This window comes from Bradyrhizobium sp. 159, from assembly GCF_023073795.1.
In the GTDB taxonomy this organism is placed as follows: Bacteria; Pseudomonadota; Alphaproteobacteria; order Rhizobiales; family Xanthobacteraceae; genus Bradyrhizobium.
Genome location: NZ_JADPKE010000098.1, coordinates 1 through 25,755 on the forward strand (window position 1 = coordinate 1; position 25,755 = coordinate 25,755).

Consider the following 25,755-nt stretch of genomic DNA (forward strand, 5'->3'; position numbering starts at 1 on the left):
GTGCCGCGCGCAAAGGCCGGACATATGACCGCACCGTTCCAATGTGTGAGATCGACTGCAAAAGCTCTTGCCACGCGGGCCGTTCCACATATGGGGGCAAGGTCACACTCAGTGCGGTAATTAGAGCGAACGTATCTGGGAACGTTCCGATGCTGATTGTTTTCCATCCGGCAACATCCGAAACGGACGTCACTGGACCCATCCGTGTCGGGCCAACGGCCGTCGCCTTGAGTATCAACTGCCTATGCAACACATCACGCGCCGAGCATTGAGCGTGAGCGCGGTTCGCAGAGGCGAGAACGCATGCGACACAGAGCAAGAGTGTCGCTCCAGCGACGTCCCCCGTCAGCGCAACCATCCGCCTCATGATGCCCTCCCTCGTGACGCGAGATCGGCAAGCAGTTCATACTGTTCAGCCGCGCACGAGGATGAACCGAGGTCATAGGAAGCGCTTTACAAACGGCTTCCATTCTTCTTACCATCTGCTTACATCCCAGCTCGTTAGGTGCGATCGTGCCGTAGGAGGACGCATTTGCTTTGCTCCGTTTCGATTTTTGCTTTGCTCCTTTTCCGATTTTGCGCTGGATACGAACCGGCGGAGCTGCGGCAGGGAGCCGAGACGATCTCTGTTATGCCGCAGATGCTCGACCTTCAGAAGTATTTGACCCGCAACAGGGAATGCGTCGTCAGTAAGGACGAGCTCATCGCTGGCATTTGGAATGGTCGCGTCGTCTCGGATGCCGCGCTGACTCGCCTCATGCCGCCCCGATCGCAAGCGGCGACACGGGCGAGAAACAGCAGTTGATCAGAACATAGACGCGCAAAGGTTTCCGCTTCGTTGGTACAGTGCAGGATGCCAGACCTACTTTATCGTGGATTTATCGTCTGATCCGTGCGTCCGCTGCGGGTCCAAAGACTGTCCTCGGCAGCCTGCACCAGGGTGGTCCGTTCACCGTCCGGCAGCGGCCGCCGCGCCTATCGCGCAGACAGTCAGCCATGGGCCCAGTACCGGAAGTCGCGCTGCTTCATTCAATCACTTCACCAATGGTGGACGGGGCGAAAGAGAGAGCTAGAGCGCTCCGGTGGTCACCAGACTAAGGCACCTCAGAGCACACGAGCAGCCGCACTTTGTTAGTGGCTCGCGATGAAGGCAACTACGGCTTCGTCATAGGCGTGCGGGGCTTCTCCCGGAACGGTGTGAGATGAGTCGGGAATTTTGACCCGAGTTCGTTGAGGCAGGCATCGTTCCAGTTCGTCCACGATGCGCCGGAAGAACTCGGGACTGCGCTCACCATTCGTTACAAGCGTGGGCGCCGAAATGCGCTTTGCCATGTCACAGGTGAACACCGGACGCGGGCGGGTACTTATCACGTCCGCGACGGAAGACAGCGCATTGTCCGACATCATCTTGCGATCGCTCTCGGACCGCCGGTCGTAGGTGCCGGGTCCGCCCACAGCTTCGGCAAACAGCCGCAGCCCCGCATCGATCTCGCCATTTCGGAACGCGTCCCGTGTGGACGCAAACCGAACGTTCCATTCCTTCAAGATCTCCGCGCCTCCGGGTGCTCCGGCGAGCAAACCTGTGGCCGGGGGTTCATTGATGATCAGCGTTTGCACCATTTCAGGGTGATTGAAAGCGAAGAACAGCGCAGCATGTGCGCCGGCCGAGTGAGCAACTATATGAGCTCGCTTTACGCCGAGCCCGGCCAGGATGGCGGCCAAATCCTCGCCGTGAACGTCTGCGGCGGCATCAGGGAGACCATCCTTGTTCGTTGCGTTCGGAAAGTGGTTCTGCCGGCTATAGGCGATGACACGATAGGTTTTCGCGAACACCGGAACATGCGCATTCCAAAAACGATAGTCCTGAAGTCCGCCGTGCACCAAAACAACGGGATCACCTTGCCCAGCCTCGATATAGGCGAATTGCGTGCCGTTGACGCTCACCTGTTTGACATCAGCTCCGATAGCTGGTGCCAAATGCCAAGGCCAGAGAATGAGGCCGGATATAAGGGCTTTGAGTGCTAAGTGCATGATGACCCCCTGCATCTCAAGGTAGATACAATATCCCGGTGATGTAAGCTCCGCCATGCGACGTTGCGTTGCAGCTATCAATAAACCGCAGGCTTGACAGCCCGAGTCCACGTTGGGTCACAAGCCGTCTTGCCGACACTATCCGTCCTTCTTCCGCTTGCGACCGGAAAGCCGGCGTCCACACGCTCAAGACGAAGGACAGCTAAGGACGAGAACCGGACTCACGCGGCGCAGCAAATTGGCCCGAGCTGATTCAATCATGTCAGTGCTGGATTTTACGCCGGGGTCAAGGTTTGGCGGGTCTTCGGACTTCAACCTTCTCGCCGACGTCGATGACCATCAGATCTTCACCGAGCTCCAAGGGACCGGAGTAAGTCTTCCGCGTTGGTGGAATCAGATCCTGCTCGGTTGCGTTCGGCAGCACGATGTGTGAATACACCGCGAGCTTGGGCGTCGTCCGCGTAAACACATCTCCAGCCTGCTCTGGCGTGACATGGTGGGCGACAACACTTGTCGTTCGCGCTGGTGGAACTCCAACCCGCTGGAACGTCTCAGGCGAGGCGACCTCGTGAATCAAGAGATCAACATTCTGCGCGTGTCGGATGAGATTTTCAGAGGTGCGGGTATCTCCGGAGAGCACGACAGACCGACCTGAATAGTCGATACGATAACCAAACGCGGGCTTCACCGGCGTGTGGTCCACTTCGAACGCGGTGATCTTCACACCGCTGTTCTCATATACGAGCCCCTCGGTGATGTCCTCGGCGAGAATGACTACGCCGTCTGGTGCCGCTCGGTCATCGTAAAGGCGAATCCTGATGTCATATTCGAATGCCTGCTCGAGGAGCGACATCATGCGCTTCGTCCCTCTGGGTCCCCAGACCTGCAGTGGCCGATCCCGGCCCGGCGTAAGCCAACCGGTTAGCCACAGATCCGGGAAGCCGACGACGTGGTCTGAATGCAGGTGGGTGAGAAAGACGCCGTTTACATCCTGCCAGGGAATCTTGATCTGGTTGAGCCGCTGAAGGGCGCCGCGGCCTGCATCGAAAATGAACTTCTGTCCACCCGCTTCGACGAGGATGCTCGGTCCGAACCGATTCATAACGGCCGGAGGGCATCCTGTCCCTAAGAGTGTTACCTTAATTTCTTGTCCTTGCGCCGTCGCCGCTGGGACAACGACGAGGGCAAATAGTGCGATTCCTAGCATTCTCTGAAGACACTTTGAGGCCATACGCTGCCCTCCCGGTCGAAATCAGATGATGTTCTATCTGCTGCCGCTGGTACATCGCGCGGCGTGTCGAAGCCCTATCTCATTCTCCAAGGCTCACACTTTTTCACAGTAGCGACCCCAGGGCAACATGACCGCTAATCGGTTGGTCCGGCTGTGCTCCGGCCCTGCCAGTGCGAGAAGCTGGCAGGGGCGTTCAAGACAGGAGCACGCCATATCTCAGAAACTCAGCACGGCGATCGGGGGCACGAGCCTTCTCGTGTCCAGTCTACCCTCGACAGGCGACTTGCCACGCCCTGCCGCTGTTCGGCTACGGGCCAGAACCGAGCTTGTCTCAAACCGCGCGTCGCTTCGCGATTCTGGCAAACGCTGCGGCCGGGGACAAGCCACGATCATGGCTGACAACTAAGATCGCGGGAGGGTTCTCTTTTGCCCGCCGTTGGTGTTTGGTCGCGACCGGCGGGAGGACGGGCAATGCGGGGAGCCCTCGGAGAGAAGATCAACCAGGGCGGCACAGCGGACATCCACGTCTGGGCGCCCGGTCAGGTCGTAAAACTGTTCAAGGAAGGTTTCCCGCCGCGGCTCATCCAGCAAGAGGTGCGGATGACCGAGGCAGTCTTCGCCGCCGGCGTGCCAGCGCCGGAGGTGTTCGGCGAGGTGACGCTCGATGGACGCTTCGGCATCGTGCTCGGCCGTCTCGACGGACCGACACTGCTGCAAGTCACGCGCAGCGGCGCCGTCACGTTCGCTCAGGCGGGTGCGATCCTTGCGTCCCTCGGCCTATCCGTACACAGGATGTCGCCGCCAGCGGAGGCCTTCCATCTGCGCGGCTGGATGGACACCGCATTCAGGCACTCGGGCGACGTCGTGCCCAAGCACATCGCCTCCGGCATCCTCGCGCTGATCGACCGCCTGCAGCAGCCGGAGGACGGGCTGTGCCATGGCGACATACACCTCCAAAATGTGATCATGACGGCGGACGGTCCGCGGCTGATCGACTGGACCTTTTCAATCCGCGCGCCAGCGGCCCTCGATCATGGGTTCACTCACATCAGCCTGACCGAGTTTGCCCTCGACGTCACCGACAATCCGCAGCGGCCGCTTGCGGTCAATGCCGCCGCGCAATCTGAATACGCCCGGCTGTCCGGCACGCCGGTAGCGGCGCTGAAGCAAGCGATGGAGGCCTGGCTGCCGATCGCGATCGTCCGCTACTTCCTGCTAATGGGCGGCCCGACAAGTGAGCGATGGAAGCGGATGATGCAGCTCGCCGAAGCGGCCCTGCGCCCGAACGACTGAATCCTTCATCGCGCGCGCGTGGCCGTCGATGCGGCTGCTCAGCGACGGCTTCGGGTTCAGCCACTCGACACGGGGCGCCCCGGCTACCATCCCGGCATGATGCTCAAGATCTACATCTACGGCTACCTCAATCGCGTGCCGTCGAGCCGACGGCTGGAGCGGGAATGCCAGCGCAATATCGAGATGATCTGGTTGACCGGGCAGCTGGCGCCGGACTTCAAGACCATTGCGGACTTCCGCAAGGACAATGGCAAGGCCATTCGTGAGGTCTGTCGCGAGTTCGTCGCACTGTGCCGCAAGCTTGATCTATTCAGTGCAGCAAGCGTCGCCATTGACGGGTCAAAGTCCAAGGCTGTCAATGCGCGGGACAAGAACTTTACCGAGGCCAAGATGAAGCGGCGTCTTGAGCGGATCGATGAGAGCATCGCCCGCTATCTCTCGCAGCTCGAGACCGCTGATCGGCATGGCGACGCGGTGCCGGAGGCGAAGGTTGAGCGGTTAAAGGGCAAGATCAAGAAGCTCAAGGAGGAGATCATCCGGCTCAATGCGATCAACGCGGAGATGATAGAGAGTGAGGACAAGCAGATCTCGCTGACTGATCCTGACGCGCGCTCGATGGCGACAAGTGGCAAGGACACCGGTGGCTACAACGTGCAGATTGCAGTTGATACGCGGCATCATCTCATCGTGGCTCACGAGGTGACCAACGTGGGCAGCGATCGACACCAACTCGCCAACATAGCCAGGCAGGCTCGCGACGAGATGGCTGTCGAAACGATCGAAGTCGTGGCAGATCGCGGCTATTACGATGGCGAGGAGATCAGGGCCTGCGAGGAAGCCGACATCACGGTGACGTTGCCGAAGCCGATGACTTCGGGCGCCATGGCTGCTGGCCGATTCGGCAAACAGGACTTCATCTATGTCGCCGCCAATGATGTTTATCGCTGTCCCGCCAGCGAGCGGCTAACTTATCACTATACGAACGTAGAGGACGGAAAGACACTGCGCCGATATTGGACAAGCACCTGCAAGACCTGTACGCTAAGAGCTCAGTGCACGACAGGTCCCGAGCGCCGCATCTCACGCTGGGAGCATGAGGCCGTTCTGGAAAAAGTTCAGGATCGGCTCGACCACAACCCCAATGCAACGGGTGTCCGCCGTCAGACAGCGGAGCATCCGTTCGGCACGATGAAGTTTCGGCACGATGAAGTGTTGGATGGGAGCAACGCACTTTCTCACGAAAAAGCTGCCAAAGGTGGCCGCCGAGATGGCGCTCAACGTGCTCGCCTACAACATGAAGCGCGTGATCATGATTGTAGGCGTAGGCGGATTGCTGGAGGCGATGCAGGCGTGAGGCCGGCCTCTGCGCGACCAAATCGGCGCCTACACGAAGCTCCTGGTTGCCACCGAAATGACAGGAGCTCGATTCCACCGAATTGGAAGCTCGGCGGCCCCGAAATGCGCCGGAGCTCCCCAAGTTGCCGGATTTTCACACGGCCTGGGCCAGAAGCTGCCCTTCCTCCGCAGTCAGCTCATGACGTTTCACCGCGCCCCGCGCGTGCCATTTTGAGGTAGGCTGGAGCATCTAGCGCTCTGAGGACGATCGAGCCGGGAGACGCCCATGGATGTCGCGGCGTGGCTGCGTGATCTGGGGCTGGGACGGTACGAGCAGGCGTTCCGGGAGAACGACATCGACGCCGAGGTCCTCATGGACCTTACGGCCGAGGATCTGATCGGGCTCGGCGTCACCTCGATCGGCCATCGCCGCAAGCTGCTCGCCGCCGTCGCCGCCCTGCGCGCCGGCTCAATTCCGGCGACTATCCCTGTCACGGCCGCACCCGCCGCGGCGTCGGTTGGACCTCAGGCTGAGCGCCGCCAGCTCACGGTGATGTTTGTCGATCTGGCCGACTCAACCGCGCTCGCAGCACGGCTCGATCTGGAGGAAATGGCCGAAGTCCTGCGAGACTATCAGAGCGCGGTGGCGGGCGCGATCGCGCGGTTCGAAGGGCACGTGGCGAAGTACATGGGCGATGGTGTGCTGGCCTATTTCGGCTATCCGCGCGCTCACGAGGATGAGGCCGAACGCGCCGTGCGGGCCGGCCTCGCCGCGGTCGCGGCGGTGCTCGGACTGGGATCGGCGCATGGCGAGAAGCTCGCGGCCCGTGTCGGCATCGCCACCGGCCCGGTGGTTGTCGGCGAGCTGATCGGCGAAGGCGCGGCGCGCGAGGAGACCGTGGTCGGCGACACGCCGAACCTCGCGGCGCGGCTGCAAACCCTGGCCCAGCCGGGCACCGTAGTGATCTCCGCTCGCACCCGGGAGCTCATTGGCGGGCTGTTCGAGCTCGCCGAGCTCGGCATGCAGATCTTGAAGGGCTTTCCCGTTCCGGTGCGGGCGTGGCGCGTGGTCGGCGAAGGCAGCGCCGAGAGCCGGTTCGAGGCGTTGCACGGAACTGGGCTGACGCCGCTTGTCGGTCGGGACAATGAGATCGGCCTGCTGCTCGAGCACTGGGAGCGAGCCAAGGAGGGTGAAGGCCAGGTGGTGCTGCTGGCGGGCGAGCCTGGCATCGGCAAGTCCGCGGACGATCCCGCCGCAACGAGGCTCGACAAGCTCGAGGCGCTGCTTGCGCTGTCGATCGATGATGTCACCGCGGTGGCCCCGCTGCTCGCGGCATTGCTGTCGCTCGAGACGGATGCGCCGCCGCTCGACATGAGCCCGCATCGGCAGAAGGAGCGAACGCTCGAGGAGCTGGTCAATCAGGTGCTCGGCCTCGCAGCGCGCCGGCCCGTCCTCGCCCTGTACGAGGACGTGCACTGGGCAGATCCGACCTCGCTCGAGCTGCTCGACCTTTTGGTCGACCGGGTGCAAGGCGCCCCCGTGCTCGTCCTCATCACCTTCCGGCCCGAGTTCGAGCCGCCCTGGACACACTATGCCCATGTCACCGCGCTGACCCTCAGCCGCTTGAGCCGTCGGCAGAGCGCGGCCATGGTTGCGCGGCTGAGCGGCGGCAAGGCGCTGCCGCCTGCGGTGCTCGACCAGATCGTCGCCAAGACGGATGGCGTGCCCCTGTTCGTCGAGGAACTAACGCGGACCGTGCTGGAGGCGAATCTGCTCCGCGATGAGGGCGATCACTACGCGCTCGCGGGGCCACTGCCGCCGATGGCGATCCCAACCACGCTGCAGGAGTCGCTGCTGGCCCGGCTCGACCGGCTGGCCCCGGCGCGTGAGGTGGCCCAGGTCGCGGCCGCAATCGGCCGCGAATTTTCGCACGAACTCCTCGTGATGACGACGGCGCTGCCGGAGAGCGAGCTGCAGGCGGCGTTGGACGACCTCGTCGGCTCGAGCCTGGTGTTCCGGCGCGGGCAGCCGCCTCAGGCGACCTACAACTTCAAGCACGCGCTCGTGCAGGACGCCGCCTATGCGACCCTGGTGCGCGCGAAGCGGCAGCGCTTGCACGCCCGGATCGCCGCCGCGCTCGAGCAGCATCTTCCGGAGACAGTGCAAGCGCAACCCGAACTTCTGGCCCACCATTACATGGAGGCGGGGCTGGCCGAACCGGCGATCGACTATTGGCTGAGGGCGGGACAATCAGAGATCGCGCGCTCGGCCACAGCAGAGGCGATCACGCAACTGACCAAAGGGCTTGAGCTGATCCCTGCTCTCGCCGACGACGCCGCACGATGGCGGCGAGAACTCGAACTGCAGGTCGCCCTCGGTGTCGCCCTGATGGCTGCGAAGGGTTGGGCCGCACCGGAGGTCGGGCGGACCAACGCACGGGCCCGAGATTTGTGCGAGCGCCTCGGCGATACGTTGCGACTTTTTCCTGTTCTCTATGGGGAGTGGGTTTTTCACGTCGTGAGGGCGGAGCTCGAGGCCGGTCGAACTGCAGGCGAGAATTTACTCCGCCGCGCGCAGGAACAGAACGATGCGGCCGCCGAAACCATTGGCAACCGCATCGTCGGAACCGCTGAATTGCTTCGCGGCGAGTTAGTGGCTGCTCGCGCCCATCTGGAGCGGACGCTCGCTATCTACGATCGGGCCGTCCATCGGTCGCTTGCCTTCCTGTTCGCGCAGGATCCAAGCGTGGCGGGACTGTCCGTTCTATCCTGGGGACTATTCGCCCTCGGCTATCCCGAGCAGGCAAAGGCGAGGAGCGAAGAGGCACTGACGGACGCGAAGGAATTGTCCCACCGCAACACCCTCGGCTATGCCCTGCTTTACGGCTGCATCCTGTCGCAGCTCCGCCAGGATCAAGACGAGGCCCGAGATCGGGCGAATGCGCTGATCGCGCTTGCAGCCGAGCAGGATTCCCCACACTTCCTCGGAGCCGGCGTCATCATTCGCGGTTGGACGCTGGGCGAGGCTGGGAATTTTGGGGCTGGTATCGCGCAGATCCGAGAGGGACTTGCGATGTGGCAGGCCACCGGAGCGGGCTTCCTGGTGCCCTATTTCCGAAGCTTGCTTGCTGAAGTCCACGGCCGGTCCGGCGCAGTGGACGAAGGCCTGGATCTTGTTACCGAAGCGCTGGCCCGAGTGGAAGAAACCGGCGAGCGATGGTTCGAGGCCGAGCTGCATCGGATGATGGGCGAGCTGATGCTGCGGCTGCCGAAGGCCGATGCGAGCACCGCGGAAGCACGGTTCGGGCATGCGGCCGCAACCGCGCGCGAGCAACGCGCCAAGTTGTGGGAGTTGCGCGCAGCGACACGCCTTGCACGATTGTGGACCGAACAGGGTCGGCGCGGCGAGGCTCACAACCTGCTTACCCCGCTCTACAGCCAGTTCACCGAGGGTTTTGGAACTCCGGATCTACAGGCCGCCAGAGCAATACTTCAAGAGACCACGGCCAGCTCCGAGCCGAAGAACCCGATCCCAAGTACCAGCAGTTAATTCTGCATACGAGCATCGCAGGTCTCTTGGCCAAATCGCCTTAGACGGCATCTCGCTGGTTTCAGTCGTGGCGTGAAGCCGTGCGCCTCTGAATGACGGCTCCGGGTCAGGAACGTCGAGTGAGTATGCGCGCGACCACGTCCGGTCTACCCGCAAGCAGCAGACACCAAGGCAACCGTCGAGGTCCGACGCTGTGGGCCAAGATCAGTCAAGCCTCTTTCCTCCACCATGTGATCGATGTAGCGTAACTATGGAGCTGCTCAACGGGATGTGCCGAAGTCCCCGTCTATTGTGACGAGCAGCATGTGCCCTCGGCGGGCATCGCATTCTCCACTGATCGCCTTTTTGCAGTGCCGTCCGTGTGTGTTCCGCCGCGGAACACCGCCTGAGAAGCATGAGGGCCTAATCATGAACAGGTTCGAGGGCGCGCTGAAAATCGCTATAACTTTCTTTGCGTCGGCAACAGTTTGCGTGGCGCTATCCATCACGACGGCCACAGCGGGCGACTCGCCGCCACGGTGGGCTTATCCGGAGAACAATCCCAACTACAAGCCGCCGGTCGATGACGGTAACGTTGTGCGTGTGCCGAACAGCACGGCCGGGTATACCTGGAGCCAGCTCCGGGACCGATTCGTCGCACCGATCTGGCACCCGGGCGACCATCGGCCGCTGCCGGACATCGTAGCCAACGGCCGCAAGCCCGACGTGCTCGCCTGCGGGTTTTGTCACCGCGCCGACGGGCCTGGGGGTCCGGAAAACGCTGACCTCGCAGGTCTTCCGAAGAGCTACATCATCCGACAAATGGCTGACTATAAGAGCGGCGTGCGCAGCACCGCCGTCGCTGGCCGTCTGCCGACGAGCTTGATGATCGCCCTTTCCAAGCCGATCACCGATGCGGAAGTGGAAGCAGCGGCGGACTATTTTTCCGGCCTCCAGCCGCGCAAGCGCATCAAGGTGGTCGAGAGCAATACCGCGCCGAAAAGTTACATCGCGGCGTTCCTCTGGGCAGCGGTGGAGGGCGGTGAACGTGAGCCGCTTGGGCAACGCATTCTCGAAATTCCCGACGACCTGCACCGTTTCGAGAGCCGCGATCCCCGCTCGACCTTCACCGCCTATGTGCCGGTCGGCACCATAGCGAAAGGCGAGGCACTGGTGAAAGGCGGGTCGGGAAAGACGGTCGCATGCGCCCCGTGCCACGGGCCGGAGCTCAAGGGTCTCGGGCCGTTGCCGAGCATCGCCGGCCGCTCACCGAGCTACATGTTTCGCCAGCTCTACGATTTCGGGCATGGCGCGCGGAGCGGCGAGTGGAGCCCGCTGATGGCGCAGGTGGTCAACAACCTCGACCAGGACGACATGCTGGCGATCGTAGCCTATCTTGCTTCGCTCGATCCGTAACGCGGGGCGGGGCCGCCGACCTAATTAGGACGCGCCCACGGAAGCAGGGCCGAGGCCAGCTACAAGTCTCTCGCAATGCCGACGATTCAGTCCGGCCGCTTTGGGTCAATCGCGTCGGTTTGGCCGTCTGCCAGCCACTTCCGGTCTACCCCAAACTCCGGAAGTGCCGCTGCATCGCACTGAGTGAAGCGATGGGCCAACAGGGGACCTCCATAACGGGATAAAGGCTGACGCGAAGCGGACATCACGAACTCAAGAGGCGTCGACAATCGTTGAACAGAGCGGGCACTCAGATCACGTCGTCAACGATTTTGCTACAGCTCTCGCATGTTCAATGAATAATTGTGCCAACGGGCCAGGAGTCCGGTTTTTCACCGTGAGAATCGCAATCGCATTAGCCGACATGCGCCAATCCGCTTTGGCAGAATGGAAATCATTGCGCCACGACGCAGCTGATTGCTTCAGCCCGGCGTCATACCTTTGCTCTTGATCACCGATATGGCGTCCGGCGTTTTCAGGTAGTCCACGAGCGCCTTCGCGGCAGCGGCATCCTTCGTGCCTGCACCGAGCGCGGCCGTGAATACGACATCCTGCTGCAAATCAGCGGGGAACGGGCCAACCACGTCGAGGCCCGGCGCCGTCAAGACGTTCATCAGGAACAGCGCGAGTTCAGCCTCGCCCTTGGCGACCACAGCAACGACCTGTGCCGGCGTCGGCTGCGGTTTCATCTTGCCTTTCATCGGTTCGGTGATGCCGAGACGCTCGAATACTTTCGCGATTGAAATAGCCAGTTGCGCTTTCCGGAATCGAGGCGACCGATTCCGCCTTGAGCAAGGCAGCCTTTAACGCCTCGGGCGTGGAGATGTTGGGCTTCGGCGCACCGGCGCGAACCGCGACACCGAGGCCGACACGAGCTATGTCCAGCGTCGGCCCGGCTGCGAAGTGTGATTGCGCGCCGGCGTCCCTCATCACCTCGACCGGCACGACGCCCACATCGAACGGCTTGCCGGAAGTCGCTTCCTTTATCAAGTTCGAGGTGGTGCCGAAGAAGATATCAAGCTTGTGGCCTGAGGTTTGCTCGAACTTCGGCTTGAGACCTGCCCACACCGCTGTCATGGCGCCGCCAGCCAGAACCCTCAACTCAGCTGCGGTCGCAGCCGACGACAGCATTATACCGGCCAAGATGCCCACTGCCGCGAAAGAAACCGTCCTCATGTAACCTCCACAAGCAAATATGAACTGAGCGTTCGACCGCATGTGGACGCTACGCTGTTCTAGGTCCAACGCCTAATGTCTCAGATGGGTCATGAGCGCCGGTCGGCGGCTCCGCCGGTTTCTTCCGGTCTACCTCGATGAGCCGACAACAGGGACGCCGGCCGGACCTGCGCCTTTGGACTAGAAGGCGGCGATGGTTACAGCCAACTCCCGCTCAAGGACCACGGCTCAAGTCTTGCGTGCAATCAGTTTGCAAGGGGCAATGATGGTTCGAGATACACGTAATCATGTTGCTATCTGATCTTGCCGTCTCTCGCCCATCAACGTGTGCAAGCCCAGCGGTCCAGCAACGCCAACGACAAGCGAACGGGCCAGCTCTCAAGTGCCGAGTTGAAGTTGGTGCAGCGGTGCGACGAGGTACGTGGCCTCAACCGAGAGGTCGGGCTTGTCTGAACTGGAAAGTGCTCGGCGTGAACCTCCTGGCCACGGCGCGCGCCTTGCCCTCGGATGTTTCCAACGCAATCTTCTGGGCAAGCATGACATCTCCGATCGGCAGCGCGCCGATCGGCATGAAGCACAGCCCCTCCCGCACGCGGCCTCTATCGTCAATCTCGCACACGTTCACCGATGTCCCGGCGTGGATCCGGTACCGCTTCCCACTTTCGCTTCCGACAACCTCGAAGTAGCCCCTCCTTGCGAACTGCTCCCGCTGCGCGGGCGATAGCCAACGCCGCAAGAGCAGCAGCGACCGCCCCTCTGGTGTGCGCTCGGCGCCGTGCCTGATGAAGAGCATTCGCGCCGCTCTCGTGCGGGACCGGACGCCCGACGCCGACGGCCGAAAGCCGAACATGAGCGGCTAGCCGCCGATCAATCTGGGGAAAAAGAGGGTTTCATCCGCACTGGCGTCGAACGATCGGATCTGCGAGATCTGACCGGGACCCGTCCGGACCGCGGCGGTGAAGCCGGCATTCGTCAGCTCATAGAACCGCTGCTCCGCCTTCGCCACTTCCTGCAGGTCGCGGGGGTTGAAAGGGTGATGGCTGTCGCCGGTGCGGTCCATCACGATCTGAATCGCCATGGTCGTCCTCCTCGGATTGATAATGGCCCAAGGGATCCTATCCAGTATCCGACTAACGTGACGAACTTTCAAGACAAGACCACTTCAATCCGAAGAGCGATCTGCTGCTGACCGCAGAAGACAACCGAGTTCTTGAAGCGTGCCATCATCGACGCGGTCAGCACGAATGCTGTCCGTCGGCCCGCCATCGGGCCGCGACGGCCGGCTTCCTTCCGGCTGAAGCTGATAAGAGTATCCCGAAGGGCCGGCGCGGCTCGCTCAGCCCTTCGAACGCATGCGGATCATGAATGTTTCATATGAATACTCCGCGATCTGCCACCAGAGATTCTCGTCGTTTCGAAAGTCCACTTGCGAATCGTAGATCTTCTTGAAATCAGGGCTGGACGCGGAGGTTTCCGCATTGACCTCGTTCGAAGCCTTTAGGCACGCTTCCATCACCGCCTGGCTGAACGGACGCAGAAGAGTCCCGTTGGCGACGAGCCGTTTGATGGCCGCCGGATTGCGCGCATCATAGCGCGCCTGAACGTCCATGTTGGCATAGCCGCAGGCCAGAGCGAGGAGCGACTTGTAAGCCTTTGGCAGGGCGTTCCACTTGTCCAGGTTGATGAAGAAATGCAGCGCCGTGCCACCTTCCCACCAGCCCGGATAATAGTAGTACCTTGCGACCTTGTAGAAGCCGAGCCTTTCGTCGTCATAGGGACCGACCCATTCGGTTGCGTCGATCGTGCCTTTTTCCAATGCGGGATAGATGTCGCCGCCTGCGATCTGCTGCGGAACCACGCCGAGCTTTGAAAGGGTCTTGCCCGCCCAACCGCCGATCCGCATCTTCAATCCGCTGAGATCTTCGACGCTGTTGATCTCCTTGCGGAACCAGCCGCCCATCTGAGTGCCGGTATTGCCGCCCGCAATACCGTATATGTTGTACTTCTTGCCGAACTCGTTGAGCATGTCCTGACCGCCGTGATCCTGAAACCATGCAGTCTGCTGGCGCGAGTTCAGGCCGAACGGTACCGAGCAATAGAGTGCGAAGGTCGGATCCTTGCCGATGAAATAATAGGCGGCGGTGTGGCACATTTCGACGGTTGCGTTGCTTACTGCATCGACAGCCTGCAAGGCAGGCACGATCTCGCCGCCTGCGAAGGGCTGAATTTGAAACTTGTTGTCGGTAGCTTCCGCAACATATTTCGCGATCGTCTCTGATGCACTGAAAGGCACATCCAGCGACTTCGGCCAACTCGTGGTGCAGCGCCACTTTAATTCAGGCATCGACTGGGCGATGGCTGGCGCAACAACGGCGGCAGACGCGGCGAGGCCGGCACCTGCCGTACTTAGAAATTGACGACGTTTCATGGCGTTTCCCCTGTGGATGATTGCTCATTGAGTAAAACCGCCGGCCCGCGGCCATTTCGACGGCAGTACTCCTCCGGGGATCAATTTTTCATGCGGGCCTTTTTTGGATGAACCCGGCAGAGATCAATTATATCAGACATAGGGATGCGCAGGAGATGCGAACAGCACCACCTGCAAGTCAAATGGGACCGGAGATGGATTGGGAAGCGGCCACGCTGCATTGCGGCAATCTTGCGCCGACGAACCCGCCTGAACCAGAAGCGGTCATCGCGTCCGGTCAATCTAGCAGCAACCATAAAGAAGTAGACGCGACCGGCTCCATCTAAACAAGCGACCGGCTCCATCTAAACAAGAATGGATTGCTTCTCCCTCTTTGGATAGTCTCGGCTGGTGTTTGGAATGCGGAAAGCATGGTACAGCGGACTACGTCTTCTTCGCTGTCGCGGTGGTCGTCGGGTTAAACCGCTATTTGGCCGGCATATCGTAAGCGAGCGCGTTGCTATGCAATAGGGTCCCAACGGCGAGCCAACTTGGTACGCTCCAAAATGGCTCGCTATGTGGGGGATGATTGCCTTTATGGCGGCCGTCCGTCTCTTCATTTGGCTGGTTTCGATATATGCGCCGCAACACTGCACGGTGCAGGACCGAGCCGAGCAGCGTCTGGTCTATCCCGGCGAGCCAACTTGTCGATGGTGAAGGCCCTCTTCGGCAACGGGTCAATAGCTGCCGTGGTATAGCAACGGAGATGCGGCTGTTCACATAGGATTCGTAAGAACTATCGCGTCAGCTGCAATAGATCCCATCGATTTCCGTAGAGATCATCAAAGACCGCAACGATTCCGTACGACTCGACGCGAGGTTCCTCCCGAAACAGTACGCCTTGAGCGATAGGCTTCGTAGTCGCGCCAGAAATCGTCTGTGTGCAAGAAGAGGAACACGCGGCCTCCAGCTTGATCACCAATGTGTTGCGTTTGACCAGCTGTAACCGCTTTCGCCAGCAGGATGCGGGTTTCTTGAGAGCCCGATGGAGCGATTAGAACCCACCTTTTGTCGTTGCCGAGGTTAGTGTCCTCAACCAAGTCAAAGCCGAGGCGTCGGGTGAAATAGGAAATGGCTTCGTCGTAGTCGCGAACAAGAAGGGCGATGTAACCGATTTGCTGCCGCATGGGGATTCAGTCTACGCACCTGGCTTTAGTCTGCAACGGGTCAAAGCGCGACTTTGCTCCGCCCATTAGGTTGGTCTCGTCTAGCCCACAAACCGGACGCCGCGGACGCCCGCAATGCAACAAGAAAGCCTATGCGGTCCTCACCGGTGCGGTGGGCGCCAGCGCCGCCACGGCATCCGCTATTCCCGCCGCATCTGCATAGGTAACCATGTGACCGGCATCCTCGACCAGATGAAGCAAGGAGCGGGGCAACACCGCGTGGAGGCGGCGCGACTGGTCGGCCTCGATGAGCCGGTCAGCCTTTCCATGCACGATCCTAACCGGACACCGGATATCCCGATATTGAAGCCGCAACTGCGCAGCAGCTGGAATAAGGAACGCACTCTCCTCGGCGGCCGCCCTCAACTGCTTGGGTCGGAGAGCCAACGAGATCGGAAATTCGTTCTTGAATTCCGGCGGGATGGCGCGCGGCGCGAACACGGTGCGCATCAGCTTCGGCATAATGGCGCACGATATGATCGGCGAGATAGTGTAGCGCATCAGATCGCCGAGCAGCGGCAGTGCCGGAACTGACATGAGCCAAAAGTCCGGCCGAGCGGTTGGAAAATAGTAGCCGGACACAAGCACCAGCCCACTCACGGCATAACCGCTTCGCAGCGCCAGAGCGATCGCCACCAGCGTTCCCCAGGAGTGGCCAAGTACCACGGGGTTGCGCACGCCAAGCTGATCAAGAGCCTTCGCGAACAAGGCGGCTTGCGTTGTGGCCGTCCAGATGCGTGTGCGCGGACGGTGGCTGTAGCCAAACCCTGGACGGTCGAAGCAAACGACGCGATAATTCTGGGCCAGGCGGTCGACCAAACCGCTTAGGACGAGATCCTGAACCATGGTGCCATTTCCGTGAAACAGGACCACGCAAGGCGCGGCGGCATCGCCCCGTTCGATATGGTGGAGGTACACACCGTCGCAATCGGTAAAGACGCCGATCGGGGGATTGTTTCGCTCCGCTGCCACCTGAAACGCGATGTTGGCGAGGATCAGAACGACAAGTCCGGCCAAAACGATCAGCAGCACGGTTTCAGTTGTGGACATGGTGTCAACTTATTCGCGATGGCAAGCACTGATTCCACTCCCTCGTTGTGAGCCGCGCTCCCAAGCCGACAGCAACCAACCGTGATCGGCGCGTGCGTGATCCGCGTTTGCGACCATCCTTTGCCGCCAGTTATCGTCCCGGCAGAGCCGTGAGCTCTCGGGGCGGATTGATGCGCCAGAACGGATATGCCGCCAGTTCTTTCGAATGCTGCCCGAACATATCGAACCGCCTGTTTGTAAACTCCGTAATGACGCCGAAAAATTCAGTTGGTGACCTGATCGACGCAAGTCTGAGGCCGAATTCAAAAGCTAATTGCGCGTTGGCCCCGGCAATTTCAAGAAGCTTCGCTTCATACGCCTGCATGTTTGCCGTCACTAAAGCAAAGCCTTTCATTGGATCGCGACCCGTCATTCTCTGACTGAGGTCATCGGGTAAGGCATCCAGCCGAGGCTCTTTAGGATCATCATGAAGCCCAAGAGGCGTCTCAATCGGGACTGCCGCAACAGAGCGAAGTAAATCCTCTTTCTGGCTTCGAACAATGGCTTGCTTGTTCGGTTGAGCCCGCGCGGCCAATTTCGGATTGCGGGCGCGCTTCGGCGCTGTCGCCGGTTTGCGTTTACTCATCTGACGCTCCAAGAAAATGGGGGTGCGACTTCATTTCTGCAGGTCAACAGGCATTGTGATGTGGCGTTCCAAACCCGTGGATTATTGGGGTTCCGCATAAACCGAGATCAATGGCGCGCTCTGCGATGTCGAGATGATTTTAGGTAGCAACTCCAATCAACAAACGTCTAGCTAGCGATCTTCTAGACCTATGCTCAACGGTGTCAGTTTGAGAAAAATCAGCCCTCCGCGCGTTGAGTCTCTCCAAAGGCCGTTTTATCGCCGACGTTCTCATCACGGACGTCAAGCTGCCCGGAGGCATCGACGGATGGCTGATCGCCGAACGTTGCGGAGACCTGAACCGCGCCGGTTTAAGCAGTGGCGTGCTGCCTGTGAATGGCGGCTCAGGGTCAAAAGGCGAGATCGGCTAGTCGATGCGGCTTCGTCCGCTTTACCTACGAGAACGGACATCTGCCCATCTTCGAGATGTCCGAAAAGTGCCCAGGAACGGAGGCGGCACGAATCAGTCGCACGCTTCAGAGATTCGAAATCTGCAACAGCTTGCGGTCACCGATCCAAGTTCTGGCAAGATCAGCCTGGGCCTTGCGGGCCGCGGTAGCATCGCCGCGCGACTTGTGCAGCTCCGCCAGCCCGTAATACGACCAGCCATTGGCGGGCGCCCGGCTGAGCGCGCGCTGGAATTGCCGCTCCGCCTCGGCGTAACGGCCGGCCTGCAGCAGGGCGGCGGCAAGCGACTGCCGGATCGGATAATACCAATAGGGTGGCTCGGTGTAGGCCAATGCGTCCTGCAATGCCGCGGCCCGCTCGAACCGGATGATGGCGGTGCGATGGTCGCCCTTGTTTTGAGCTACGCGTGCGAGGATGACTGTGCGCGCGATGCGGAGCACCTCCTGCGCCGGGACGCCTGAATCCTTCAGTAGCTTGAACTCCGCGGTGCGCTCGATCGTCTCGATGGCGCTCGCCGCGGCAGTAGCGCCCGCGAAGTCACGGTTTGCCACCAGCGCGACGCCGCGCGCGTAGAGCCACATTGCCTTGACATAGGGAATCGCATCGCCGGGATCCGGCAGCGCCAGAATGGTCTCGGGCGTGCTGAACTGCGCGTGCGCGAAGTAAGGCGCCGCCTTGACCGGCTGCACCATCGCAATGCCCTTGGCAGCCTCGCTGGGAATAAGCTGACCGAGCTTCTGCGCGGCGGCGATCACGGTCGGGCCGTCGCCGGCCATCTGCGCCGAAGCCATCACGAAGTGCACGTTATGCGGATAATAACCGAGCCGGTAGACTCCCATCGGCGCGTTGGTCTCGGCCAGGTATTTTTCATCGACCTTGACCGCCGTCTTGTTGTCTTCCAGCGCGTCGAGATACCGGCCAACCCGATAGTAAATGTGGCTCGGCATGTGGACGAGGTGGCCGGCACCGGGGATCGCGCCGCGCAACCGATCGGCATAAGGCTCGGCGCGCTTCGGCCGGTCGGACGCCTCGACGGCATGGATGTAGAGGTGAATTGCACCGGCATGATTGGGATTGCGAGCCAGCACACGCTCCAGCGTCGGCACGATCGGCGCGCTTTGCGGCTTGGCGTCACGGCCACCCGGCTTCCAGTAGTCCCAGGGGCTGATATCCATCACCGCCTCGGCATAGAGCGTGGCGATTTCGTCGTCCTCCGCAAACTGCTTTGCTACCTTTGCCATTTCGGCCGCGTAGGCCGCGTCGAACGGGGCGCGCGCGGCCTTCGGATCGCTGCCGTAGCGCGCCACCAGAGCACCGATCAGCGCCTGCTCGCGTGGGCTCGCCTTCCCGGCAAGCGCCTTCGCCTTCTGCGCGGCAGCGTAGGCAGGCGCGGCCGCGTCTTCCGGCATCGGAAGATTGATGTTGGGACCGAGCACCAGCGCCTCGCCCCAAAAACACATGGCGCAGTCAGGGTCGAGTTTTTGCGCCATGCGGAACGCGCGCCGCGCCTCATCGTGATTGAATGCGTAGGAAAGACGCAGGCCCTGATCGAAATAAGCCTGCGCGCGCTCGTTCGCGGTCGTGATCTTCCAGGTGGTAGAGCCAATGTCGGTCCACAGCGGCGGCTCGGTGTCCGTGAATGCCAGCGCGGGGCTGGCGGCACTCATCTCGGCGCGTGGCACTTCCGTCTGAGCCAGGCGAAACATCATGTTTGGCGAGCCGGTCGCGGCCGGCGCGCGGCAGATGGGAACATCGGGGCCGACGAGCGGCAGCGATATGTCCACGGCGGTTGCTCGCGCGTCCACGAGGATAAAGCCGCTCCCGGCCAGCAGCGCCGCCAGCGCAACTCCGCCGAGCGCGGCGGCGCCAACGGAACCCAGTAGATTTTGAGATCGCGTGAATGTCGCCATAATGGGCTCCAAAATCGGGCGGAGGAAAACAATCTGCCGGATCCGCGACTTCAACGGGGCGCGGGAACAGGATTCAAAGAGACCCCTGAATTTCAGACGTTTCCGTCCTTTCCGCAAGGCGACTGCAATGTCTGTGGCTGCGACACGTTAGCGTCGGCGGAAAGCTCGACGTGTTGGGTCAACGGTGCTGCTCTTTCCCGCTTCGGATCATTCGCGTCAGTTTGCCCGCGCACCGACGACTTCCGCTCTACCCATATAAACAGACATCGTCGCCGTGCGCGGCATGTCCCTAATGGGCCAATTGCTGCCTTCCAAAAGTGCGCAAGGCGTCGACCTAGACGGCCCCAAAGTCCTGCTCCGCAAGAACTGGACCGTTGGGAGCTTTCAGTTTTGTGAACGCGTAAAGGGAACAAAGCGCACGAGGGCGACCGCGCGCGTCGTCGTCTTGCCGGGCGCGATTTTTTCGACGACCGTGAGCTGCTGAGTGGTGTAACCGGATCCCACAGGCATGACGAGTCGGCCACCCATTTTAAGCTGCTCAATCAGCGGCGGCGGTGGCTGCCCGAGCGCGGCAGTCACGACGATGGCGTCAAAAGGACCGCATTCGGGCCAGCCATCATAGCCGTCGCCAAGTCTGACGCTCACATTGTCATACGCGAGGTCTCTTAGTGCTTTTGCGGCGGCCTCGGCCAGTTGGGGGATAATCTCGATGGTGCAGACCTTTCGCGCCAGGTGCGCAAGGATGGCGGCCTGATAGCCGGAACCCGTACCGACTTCGAGCACAACGTGATCGGGCGCGACCTCGACCAACTGGGTCATCAAGGCCACGATGTACGGCTGCGATATGGTCTGCCCGAGTCCGATCGGTATCGGTCTGTCCGCGTATGCGAGGGAGCAAGATCGCTCAGGGATAAATAGATGGCGTTGCGTTTGCTCCATGGCCTCAAGGACTCTCTGAGAGGCCTTGCTGTCCCAAAACACTGGCGGATCGTGCGCTCCCCAAGAGGTTCACGATTCACGTCGACCGTTTGAGCGCAACGGGAGGACTCGACCGATGACCGGTAAGCGAATGACCGCAGTGCGTCAGGCGGTAGTGCGTCAGGCGGTTCTTCAGCTATCATAACATGACTGCAGCTGGCTGGTAAGTTGCCTCTAATGTCCATTAATGGTCGGAGGACTAAACCGCTCGCGCGGTAGCGCGCTGCGGCGGGCGATTGAGCCCAGAGGATAGCGCAACGGGGCGTCCTGTCTTGAGATGAGGGGTTCGCAACCTTCACCCAAGACAGGAGCATCCCCATGACCGACGAGGCTATGAGCCCGTTGCGCCGGCGCATGATCGAAGACATGACGATCCGCAAGTTCGCGCCGAAGACCCAACACGACTATGTGCAAAGGGTCAAGAACTTCGCCGTTCTCGGGCGATCCCCGGATACGGCGAGCTTCGAGGACGTGCGCCGCTACCAGCTGCATCTGGCGGCGAGCGGCGTTGGTGTGCCGACCATCAATCAAACCGTTTCGACGCTGCGGTTCTTCTTTAAGGTCACGCTGAAGCGCCACGAGATCGTCGAGCACACCCATGTCATTCACGAGCCACGCAAGCTGCCGGTGGTGCTCTGCCCCGAGGAAGTGGCGCGGCTGCTCGATGCCGCGCCGGGGCTGAAGTACAAGGCGGCGCTGAGCGTGGCCTATGGTGGTGCCGGCCTGCGCGCCGCCGAGGTGGTCTCGCTCAAGGTCGCCGACATCGACAGCAAGCGGATGATCATCCGCCTCGAGCAGGGCAAGGGCGGCAAGGACCGTAACGTTATGCTCTCACCACACCTGCTCGATCTGCTCCGGACCTGTTGGAAGGCGGCGCGCCCGCAGGGCTGGTTGTTCCCGGGCCGCGATCCGGTGCAGCCGATGACCACGCGCCAGCTCAATCGCGCCTGTCACGCCGTGCGCGGCAGCCCCAGGTCGTCGGCCGCGCCGAGACACCTCATTTGACAAGTGATGTGGCGTTTGGACAGTGTGACTGCCGGATTACATCGCTTGCCGTGAAGCAAATTTGAGCATTGAATTTTATGCGTGGGCCAAGCGAGGCGAGTTTGGCTTGAGGCTCAATTCTTGCGCGTCACCAAGCCACCTCCTGCCGGCTAATTTGTCAGAGAGGAGTCACCATCATGTGTGCAGGCGATGATCAAACGTGCCCGCGATTTGAGCTGCATCGACAGAAGCTCCTTGAGGACCTCGACCAAGAGCGGCGCGCATTCGTTAAGAGCGCATTCGTCGCGGGCGGTGGCGCAGCCGCATGGGCTGCAAGCGGCACGCTGGCCACTCCGGCATCGGCGCAGACCAAGCCTGGCCAGCCGACCTACCACTACTTGCCGGCCAACTCGGACACGGTGCATTGGGGCTATTTCAGCAAACTATTAAAGCCTCAGCTCGAAGTGGATTCGGGCGATTACATCACCATCGAGGCCGTGACCCACCACGCCGGCGACGACGTCGAACGTATGGTCAAAGGCGATCCGGGTATTGAGAGCATTTATCTTTGGAGCAAGGATAAGAAAGGCGTCAATCGCCGTGGCGCCGGCCCGATCGACGGCAAGCAGCTCGGGCGCGGCGCAGGCGAAGGCTTCGGCGTGCATATCTTGACCGGTCCGGTTTTTGTTCGCGGGGCCGAGCCGGGCGATATCATTGAAGTCCGCATCATGGATGTAAAGCCCCGGCCTTGCGCTAACCCGGCCTACCCGGGCAAGTCATTCGGCAGCAACGCGGCGGCTTGGTGGGGCTTTCATTACAATGATCTGCTCACTGAACCGAAGCCGCGCGAGGTGTGCACGATCTACGAAATCGACGCCAGCGGGCAGCAAAACTGGGCACACGCGGTCTACAACTTCCGCTGGGTGCCTCAGACCGATCCGTATGGTGTCGTCCACAAGATCATCGATTATCCCGGCGTGCCGGTCGACCATTCGATCGTGCAAGAGAACCACAACATCCTCAAAAACGTCCGCATCCCGATCCGACCGCATTTCGGAGTGATGGGCCTGGCGCCAAAAGAAGCCGACATCGTCGATTCTATTCCGCCGAGCTATTTCGGCGGCAACATCGATAATTGGCGTATCGGCAAGGGCGCGACCCTGTACTATCCGGTTGCAGTGCCAGGCGGCTTGTTCTCAGTCGGCGACTCGCACGCCGCGCAAGGCGATTCAGAATTGTGCGGCACCGCCATCGAAATGTCGCTGACCGGGACCTTCCAGCTTATCCTGCACAAGCAGAATTCACTGAGCGGTTCGCTCGCCGGGCTGAATTACCCGCTGCTTGAGACGCAGGACGAATGGGTTCTGCACGGATTCAGCTTCCCCAATTATCTCGCGGAGCTCGGCCCTACGGCGCAGCAGGACATCTACAAGAAATCCTCGATCGATCTCGCGCTAAGGGATGCGTTTCGTAAAATGCGTAGCTTCCTGATGACCACCAAGGGATTGACCGAGGACGAGGCGATTTCGCTCATGTCCATCGGAGTCGACTTCGGCGTCACGCAGGTGGTCGATGGCAATTGGGGCATCCATGCGATCATCAAGAAGAACCTGTTTGCCGGTATAGCGACGGCTTGAAGCTCTAGGAGCCATGAAGCGACGGGAATGTTAGAATCGGACCAGCAGTAGCCCTCGGGCGGATAGCGCGCAATGTCCGAGTGGGTCAATCGCGCCGAAGGTAGTCCGTCAGAATGGACGGCAAACGTCCTCAAGGCTCCGTTTGCGCCCGAGTTCGAGCGGTGCCGCAAACTGACGCGATGGGCCAAAACCGGAGTCGTGCATCGCAGCAAGAAGGTCTACGCTAATGGTATCGCACCGCAGAGAAGGCGGATAGGGCCTTGCGTCGGCCTTGGGGGTAATCTCGGAAGTGCCGGTTGCCCGGTTTTGCCGGTTCCGCATCACCTCCTTAGCAACGTTCGACACGACGCTGCGATCGCGGGGACATTCAAGCTGCTGCATGGACCACCTGTCACATAGACCTTCGCGAAGTTGGAGCGCGAGATCGAAGTCACGTGGCGCAACTCGGCAGCTTTTTTGTTACGAAATTCCAGGATCAAGTTACATCTGCAACTGTGGAATCGCTTGAATCGAGCAACGCGCGCGACGCGCTTTCTGAATTTGAATTTACTTTCTGAGTTTGAATTTGATCAGGCGCTCGCGCGGAGTTGAGCAACAGTGATGTCGAAGCCAGTAGCGTCTCTCTCGATCGATTGCCACCTCCGATGGGTGTTGAGGTTGGGAGCGATAGTCCTCAAGGAGGATGATCATGTTGCGTAAGACAGCAATCGCGTTATTGGCCGTTGCATCTGTTGGCCTGGCTGCGCCGACGATGGCGTTGGCTCGCGGCGGTGGCGGCGGCGGCGGAGGAGGAGGAGGCGGAGGCCACGGCGGTGGCGGAGGTGGTATCGGCGGAGGCCATGGCGGTGGCTTCGGTGGTGGCGGTTTCCATGGCGGTGGCTTCGGTGGTGGCGGTTTCCATGGCGGTGGCTTCGGTGGTGGCGGTTTCCATGGCGGCGGCTTTGGTGGCGGTGGCTTCCATGGCGGCGTGGCCGGCGACCTCCGCGGTGGCGGATTCCGTGGCGGCCGGATGGCCGGCGGATTCCATGGCGGGGAATTTCGTGGCCGCGGCGAATTTCGTGGTCGTGGATTCCATGATCGCGATTTCGGGCGTCGCCGCTTCGGATTCGGATTCGGCTACCCGTATGACGACTACGCCTACTGTTACCCGTATGGATATGGGTACTCGTATGGAAATGGGTGTAGCTATTACCCGTACACCTACAGCAATGCGTACTAAGACTCGGCAGTTGCCATGTAGTTCGGCGACGCCCACCACGCATGGCCGGCACCTGCGGCTCCGACAGGTGCCTGCCAACCTCAGCGCTCTCTCGCGCTGAGGTCACAGGCGATTTCGGCGACTCGCTAATGCGCCAAAGCTCTATGGTCCGTTCGACACGACGTTGCGATCGCGGGGACTATCAAGCTGCTGCATGGATCACCCCGTTCTGCTGGACAATCGAGTCATTGGCGGCGCGCCAGCGCGACCTCGCCAAAATCAAGCGTTGGGATTGCGCAACGTGAATTGACGACGTTCAACCCCGTCTCACGGTAGCTTGCCCCTTCGACCAGAGTGCCCCTGTCGTCGCGAAATACTGATCACCCTCGCCAGCCATTCAAAGCCCCCGGTATCATCCAGCTTTTTTCCGTCAACTTCCGATTTGGGTCAATCGCGTCGATTTGGCCGGTTCTCCGCAATTTCCCGTCTGGCCAAAAGCGGTCAAGCAAACCAAAGCGCAGGCGCGTCCTATTAGCGGCAACTGATCCTTAACCACGGTAAATGATCAGTCACTACTCAAGATCGTGGTTCTGCAGACGTGCAATTTTCGTTGGTATGCTCCTACGCTGTGGTGTCGACTAACGCAGGGGGCAGGATGAGCGGCCGCGCTAACGGATGTTTGGCAATGCTTGTGGCCGCAGTCGCGATCATAGCGGTTGGCTGGTGGGCATTTCGCGGCGAGACGACCACACTTAGGTCACGGCTGACCCTTGTCGTAGAAACCCCGGAAGGTGAGCGATCGGGTTCGAGCGTGAGTCAATTGACGATCCTTGCGCCCGGCCGTTTGAACCGCGCAATTGGGTTTTCGTCCCTGGCGAGGGTAGGCGAAGTTGGTGAGGCCGTTGTTGTCGATCTGGGGATGCATGGCGTGCTGTTCGCTACGCTCGCCGAAGAACGCGCTCTTCGGAGCGGTGGAATGGGCATGTACAATGGAGCTACGGCACCATTCGCTCAGGAAGCGTTTCACGGCAAGGCCGACAAGAATATTGGCGAAGGACGATTATACGGTTTATCTCGAGGAGATGAAACGACGCAAACCTAGAAGCGATGTGTCGTTCGGGAATTTGCCGGTTGACCTTGCCCCCAAGTTTTATCCAGTCCTGAGTTCGCCCCGGCTGTTGGATTTACCCGAATGGGCGGTGGTAGCGACGGGAGCTGGTGCGGAGCCATCGGCATAGCGCAG

At 60.8% G+C, this 25,755-nt stretch carries 19 protein-coding genes and 2 pseudogenes; 8 read left to right on the plus strand and 13 right to left on the minus strand.

Going from position 1 to position 25,755, the window contains the following annotated elements; all coding sequences use genetic code 11:
• Positions 1-1,131 precede the first annotated feature (1,131 nt).
• Both IVA96_RS30515 and IVA96_RS30520 read right to left on the minus strand, forming a co-directional pair.
• A complete protein-coding gene (locus IVA96_RS30515) occupies positions 1,132-2,031 on the minus strand; it encodes an alpha/beta hydrolase (protein ID WP_247280279.1) in 900 nt (299 codons plus the stop codon).
• A 286-nt stretch (positions 2,032-2,317) separates the two neighbouring features.
• The gene (locus tag IVA96_RS30520) at positions 2,318-3,133 is read right to left on the minus strand and encodes an MBL fold metallo-hydrolase (RefSeq protein WP_247280280.1); all 816 of its coding nucleotides are present in this window, start codon (positions 3,131-3,133) and stop codon (positions 2,318-2,320) included.
• A 600-nt stretch (positions 3,134-3,733) separates the two neighbouring features.
• On the opposite strand from IVA96_RS30520, the gene IVA96_RS30525 reads away from it, so the two are divergent.
• The 4 genes and pseudogenes from IVA96_RS30525 (at position 3,734) to IVA96_RS30540 (ending at position 10,835) form a co-directional block, all read left to right on the plus strand.
• The gene (locus IVA96_RS30525; RefSeq protein ID WP_247421118.1) at positions 3,734-4,555 is read left to right on the plus strand and encodes a phosphotransferase; all 822 of its coding nucleotides are present in this window, start codon (positions 3,734-3,736) and stop codon (positions 4,553-4,555) included.
• Between the two features lie 66 nt (positions 4,556-4,621).
• Positions 4,622-5,909 (plus strand): annotated as a pseudogene (locus IVA96_RS30530) (IS1182 family transposase); the annotation flags it as partial.
• A 267-nt stretch (positions 5,910-6,176) separates the two neighbouring features.
• Positions 6,177-9,440 carry an adenylate/guanylate cyclase domain-containing protein gene (locus tag IVA96_RS30535; RefSeq protein ID WP_247421121.1) on the plus strand — a complete coding sequence of 1,088 codons (3,264 nt, stop codon included), beginning with the start codon at positions 6,177-6,179 and terminating at the stop codon, positions 9,438-9,440.
• Between the two features lie 408 nt (positions 9,441-9,848).
• On the plus strand, positions 9,849-10,835 hold the full coding sequence (locus IVA96_RS30540) for a c-type cytochrome (protein WP_247280283.1): 987 nt from the start codon (positions 9,849-9,851) through the stop codon (positions 10,833-10,835).
• 461 nt (positions 10,836-11,296) lie between these two features.
• Here the strand turns inward: IVA96_RS30540 and IVA96_RS35515 are convergent, their stop codons facing one another.
• The 8 genes and pseudogenes from IVA96_RS35515 to IVA96_RS30575 all read right to left on the minus strand — a co-directional run bounded on the left by IVA96_RS35515 (position 11,297) and on the right by IVA96_RS30575 (position 17,358).
• Positions 11,297-11,575, minus strand: a complete 279-nt coding sequence (locus tag IVA96_RS35515; protein WP_346347919.1) for a substrate-binding domain-containing protein — start codon at positions 11,573-11,575, stop codon at positions 11,297-11,299.
• On the minus strand, positions 11,505-12,050 hold the full coding sequence (locus IVA96_RS35520) for a substrate-binding domain-containing protein (RefSeq protein WP_253075140.1): 546 nt from the start codon (positions 12,048-12,050) through the stop codon (positions 11,505-11,507). The genes IVA96_RS35515 and IVA96_RS35520 overlap by 71 nt, the downstream gene beginning before the upstream one ends.
• A gap of 427 nt (positions 12,051-12,477) precedes the next feature.
• Positions 12,478-12,843 (minus strand): hypothetical protein, encoded by a 366-nt coding sequence (locus IVA96_RS30550; protein ID WP_247280284.1) that lies wholly within the window; start codon positions 12,841-12,843, stop codon positions 12,478-12,480.
• A 63-nt stretch (positions 12,844-12,906) separates the two neighbouring features.
• Positions 12,907-13,128 carry a hypothetical protein gene (locus tag IVA96_RS30555; RefSeq protein WP_247280285.1) on the minus strand — a complete coding sequence of 74 codons (222 nt, stop codon included), beginning with the start codon at positions 13,126-13,128 and terminating at the stop codon, positions 12,907-12,909.
• Positions 13,129-13,386: 258 nt separating this feature from the next.
• On the minus strand, positions 13,387-14,478 hold the full coding sequence (locus IVA96_RS30560) for a TRAP transporter substrate-binding protein (RefSeq protein ID WP_247421125.1): 1,092 nt from the start codon (positions 14,476-14,478) through the stop codon (positions 13,387-13,389).
• Between the two features lie 775 nt (positions 14,479-15,253).
• Positions 15,254-15,644 (minus strand): annotated as a pseudogene (locus IVA96_RS30565) (VOC family protein).
• 129 nt (positions 15,645-15,773) lie between these two features.
• The gene (locus IVA96_RS30570) at positions 15,774-16,733 is read right to left on the minus strand and encodes an alpha/beta hydrolase (protein ID WP_247280287.1); all 960 of its coding nucleotides are present in this window, start codon (positions 16,731-16,733) and stop codon (positions 15,774-15,776) included.
• Between the two features lie 130 nt (positions 16,734-16,863).
• Positions 16,864-17,358: a phasin family protein gene (locus tag IVA96_RS30575; protein ID WP_247280288.1), complete on the minus strand. Its 495-nt coding sequence runs from the start codon at positions 17,356-17,358 to the stop codon at positions 16,864-16,866.
• A gap of 233 nt (positions 17,359-17,591) precedes the next feature.
• Between IVA96_RS30575 and IVA96_RS30580 the strand changes: the two genes are divergently transcribed.
• A complete protein-coding gene (locus IVA96_RS30580) occupies positions 17,592-17,768 on the plus strand; it encodes a hypothetical protein (protein ID WP_247421129.1) in 177 nt (58 codons plus the stop codon).
• Between the two features lie 105 nt (positions 17,769-17,873).
• Here IVA96_RS30580 and IVA96_RS30585 read toward each other — a convergent pair whose 3' ends face one another.
• Positions 17,874-19,715, minus strand: coding sequence for a tetratricopeptide repeat protein (locus IVA96_RS30585; protein WP_247421133.1), 1,842 nt, complete (start codon positions 19,713-19,715; stop codon positions 17,874-17,876).
• A gap of 384 nt (positions 19,716-20,099) precedes the next feature.
• On the minus strand, positions 20,100-20,654 hold the full coding sequence (locus tag IVA96_RS30590; RefSeq protein WP_247280291.1) for a protein-L-isoaspartate(D-aspartate) O-methyltransferase: 555 nt from the start codon (positions 20,652-20,654) through the stop codon (positions 20,100-20,102).
• Between the two features lie 393 nt (positions 20,655-21,047).
• Here IVA96_RS30590 and IVA96_RS30595 point away from each other — a divergent pair, with 393 nt between their 5' ends.
• The gene (locus IVA96_RS30595; RefSeq protein ID WP_247280292.1) at positions 21,048-21,698 is read left to right on the plus strand and encodes a tyrosine-type recombinase/integrase; all 651 of its coding nucleotides are present in this window, start codon (positions 21,048-21,050) and stop codon (positions 21,696-21,698) included.
• Positions 21,699-21,874: 176 nt separating this feature from the next.
• Complete coding sequence (locus IVA96_RS30600; RefSeq protein ID WP_247280293.1) at positions 21,875-23,314, plus strand: acetamidase/formamidase family protein; 1,440 nt, start codon at positions 21,875-21,877, stop codon at positions 23,312-23,314.
• A gap of 712 nt (positions 23,315-24,026) precedes the next feature.
• Here the strand turns inward: IVA96_RS30600 and IVA96_RS30605 are convergent.
• On the minus strand, positions 24,027-24,389 hold the full coding sequence (locus IVA96_RS30605; protein ID WP_247421136.1) for a hypothetical protein: 363 nt from the start codon (positions 24,387-24,389) through the stop codon (positions 24,027-24,029).
• 808 nt (positions 24,390-25,197) lie between these two features.
• Between IVA96_RS30605 and IVA96_RS30610 the strand changes: the two genes are divergently transcribed.
• Positions 25,198-25,614, plus strand: coding sequence for a hypothetical protein (locus IVA96_RS30610; protein WP_247280295.1), 417 nt, complete (start codon positions 25,198-25,200; stop codon positions 25,612-25,614).
• The last annotated feature ends 141 nt before the right edge of the window (positions 25,615-25,755 follow it).

Coding starts and splice junctions, on each gene's coding strand:
- IVA96_RS30515 (WP_247280279.1), bottom strand. CDS start 2,031: ATGCACTTAGCACTCAAAGCCCTTATATCCGGCCTCATTCTCTGGCCT.
- IVA96_RS30520 (WP_247280280.1), bottom strand. CDS start 3,133: ATGAATCGGTTCGGACCGAGCATCCTCGTCGAAGCGGGTGGACAGAAG.
- IVA96_RS30525 (WP_247421118.1), top strand. CDS start 3,734: ATGCGGGGAGCCCTCGGAGAGAAGATCAACCAGGGCGGCACAGCGGAC.
- IVA96_RS30535 (WP_247421121.1), top strand. CDS start 6,177: ATGGATGTCGCGGCGTGGCTGCGTGATCTGGGGCTGGGACGGTACGAG.
- IVA96_RS30540 (WP_247280283.1), top strand. CDS start 9,849: ATGAACAGGTTCGAGGGCGCGCTGAAAATCGCTATAACTTTCTTTGCG.
- IVA96_RS35515 (WP_346347919.1), bottom strand. CDS start 11,575: ATGAAAGGCAAGATGAAACCGCAGCCGACGCCGGCACAGGTCGTTGCT.
- IVA96_RS35520 (WP_253075140.1), bottom strand. CDS start 12,050: ATGAGGACGGTTTCTTTCGCGGCAGTGGGCATCTTGGCCGGTATAATG.
- IVA96_RS30550 (WP_247280284.1), bottom strand. CDS start 12,843: ATGCTCTTCATCAGGCACGGCGCCGAGCGCACACCAGAGGGGCGGTCG.
- IVA96_RS30555 (WP_247280285.1), bottom strand. CDS start 13,128: ATGGCGATTCAGATCGTGATGGACCGCACCGGCGACAGCCATCACCCT.
- IVA96_RS30560 (WP_247421125.1), bottom strand. CDS start 14,478: ATGAAACGTCGTCAATTTCTAAGTACGGCAGGTGCCGGCCTCGCCGCG.
- IVA96_RS30570 (WP_247280287.1), bottom strand. CDS start 16,733: ATGTCCACAACTGAAACCGTGCTGCTGATCGTTTTGGCCGGACTTGTC.
- IVA96_RS30575 (WP_247280288.1), bottom strand. CDS start 17,358: ATGAGTAAACGCAAACCGGCGACAGCGCCGAAGCGCGCCCGCAATCCG.
- IVA96_RS30585 (WP_247421133.1), bottom strand. CDS start 19,715: ATGGCGACATTCACGCGATCTCAAAATCTACTGGGTTCCGTTGGCGCC.
- IVA96_RS30590 (WP_247280291.1), bottom strand. CDS start 20,654: ATGGAGCAAACGCAACGCCATCTATTTATCCCTGAGCGATCTTGCTCC.
- IVA96_RS30595 (WP_247280292.1), top strand. CDS start 21,048: ATGATCGAAGACATGACGATCCGCAAGTTCGCGCCGAAGACCCAACAC.
- IVA96_RS30600 (WP_247280293.1), top strand. CDS start 21,875: ATGTGTGCAGGCGATGATCAAACGTGCCCGCGATTTGAGCTGCATCGA.
- IVA96_RS30605 (WP_247421136.1), bottom strand. CDS start 24,389: ATGGAATCCACGACCACGAAATTCGCCGCGGCCACGAAATTCCCCGCC.
- IVA96_RS30610 (WP_247280295.1), top strand. CDS start 25,198: ATGCTTGTGGCCGCAGTCGCGATCATAGCGGTTGGCTGGTGGGCATTT.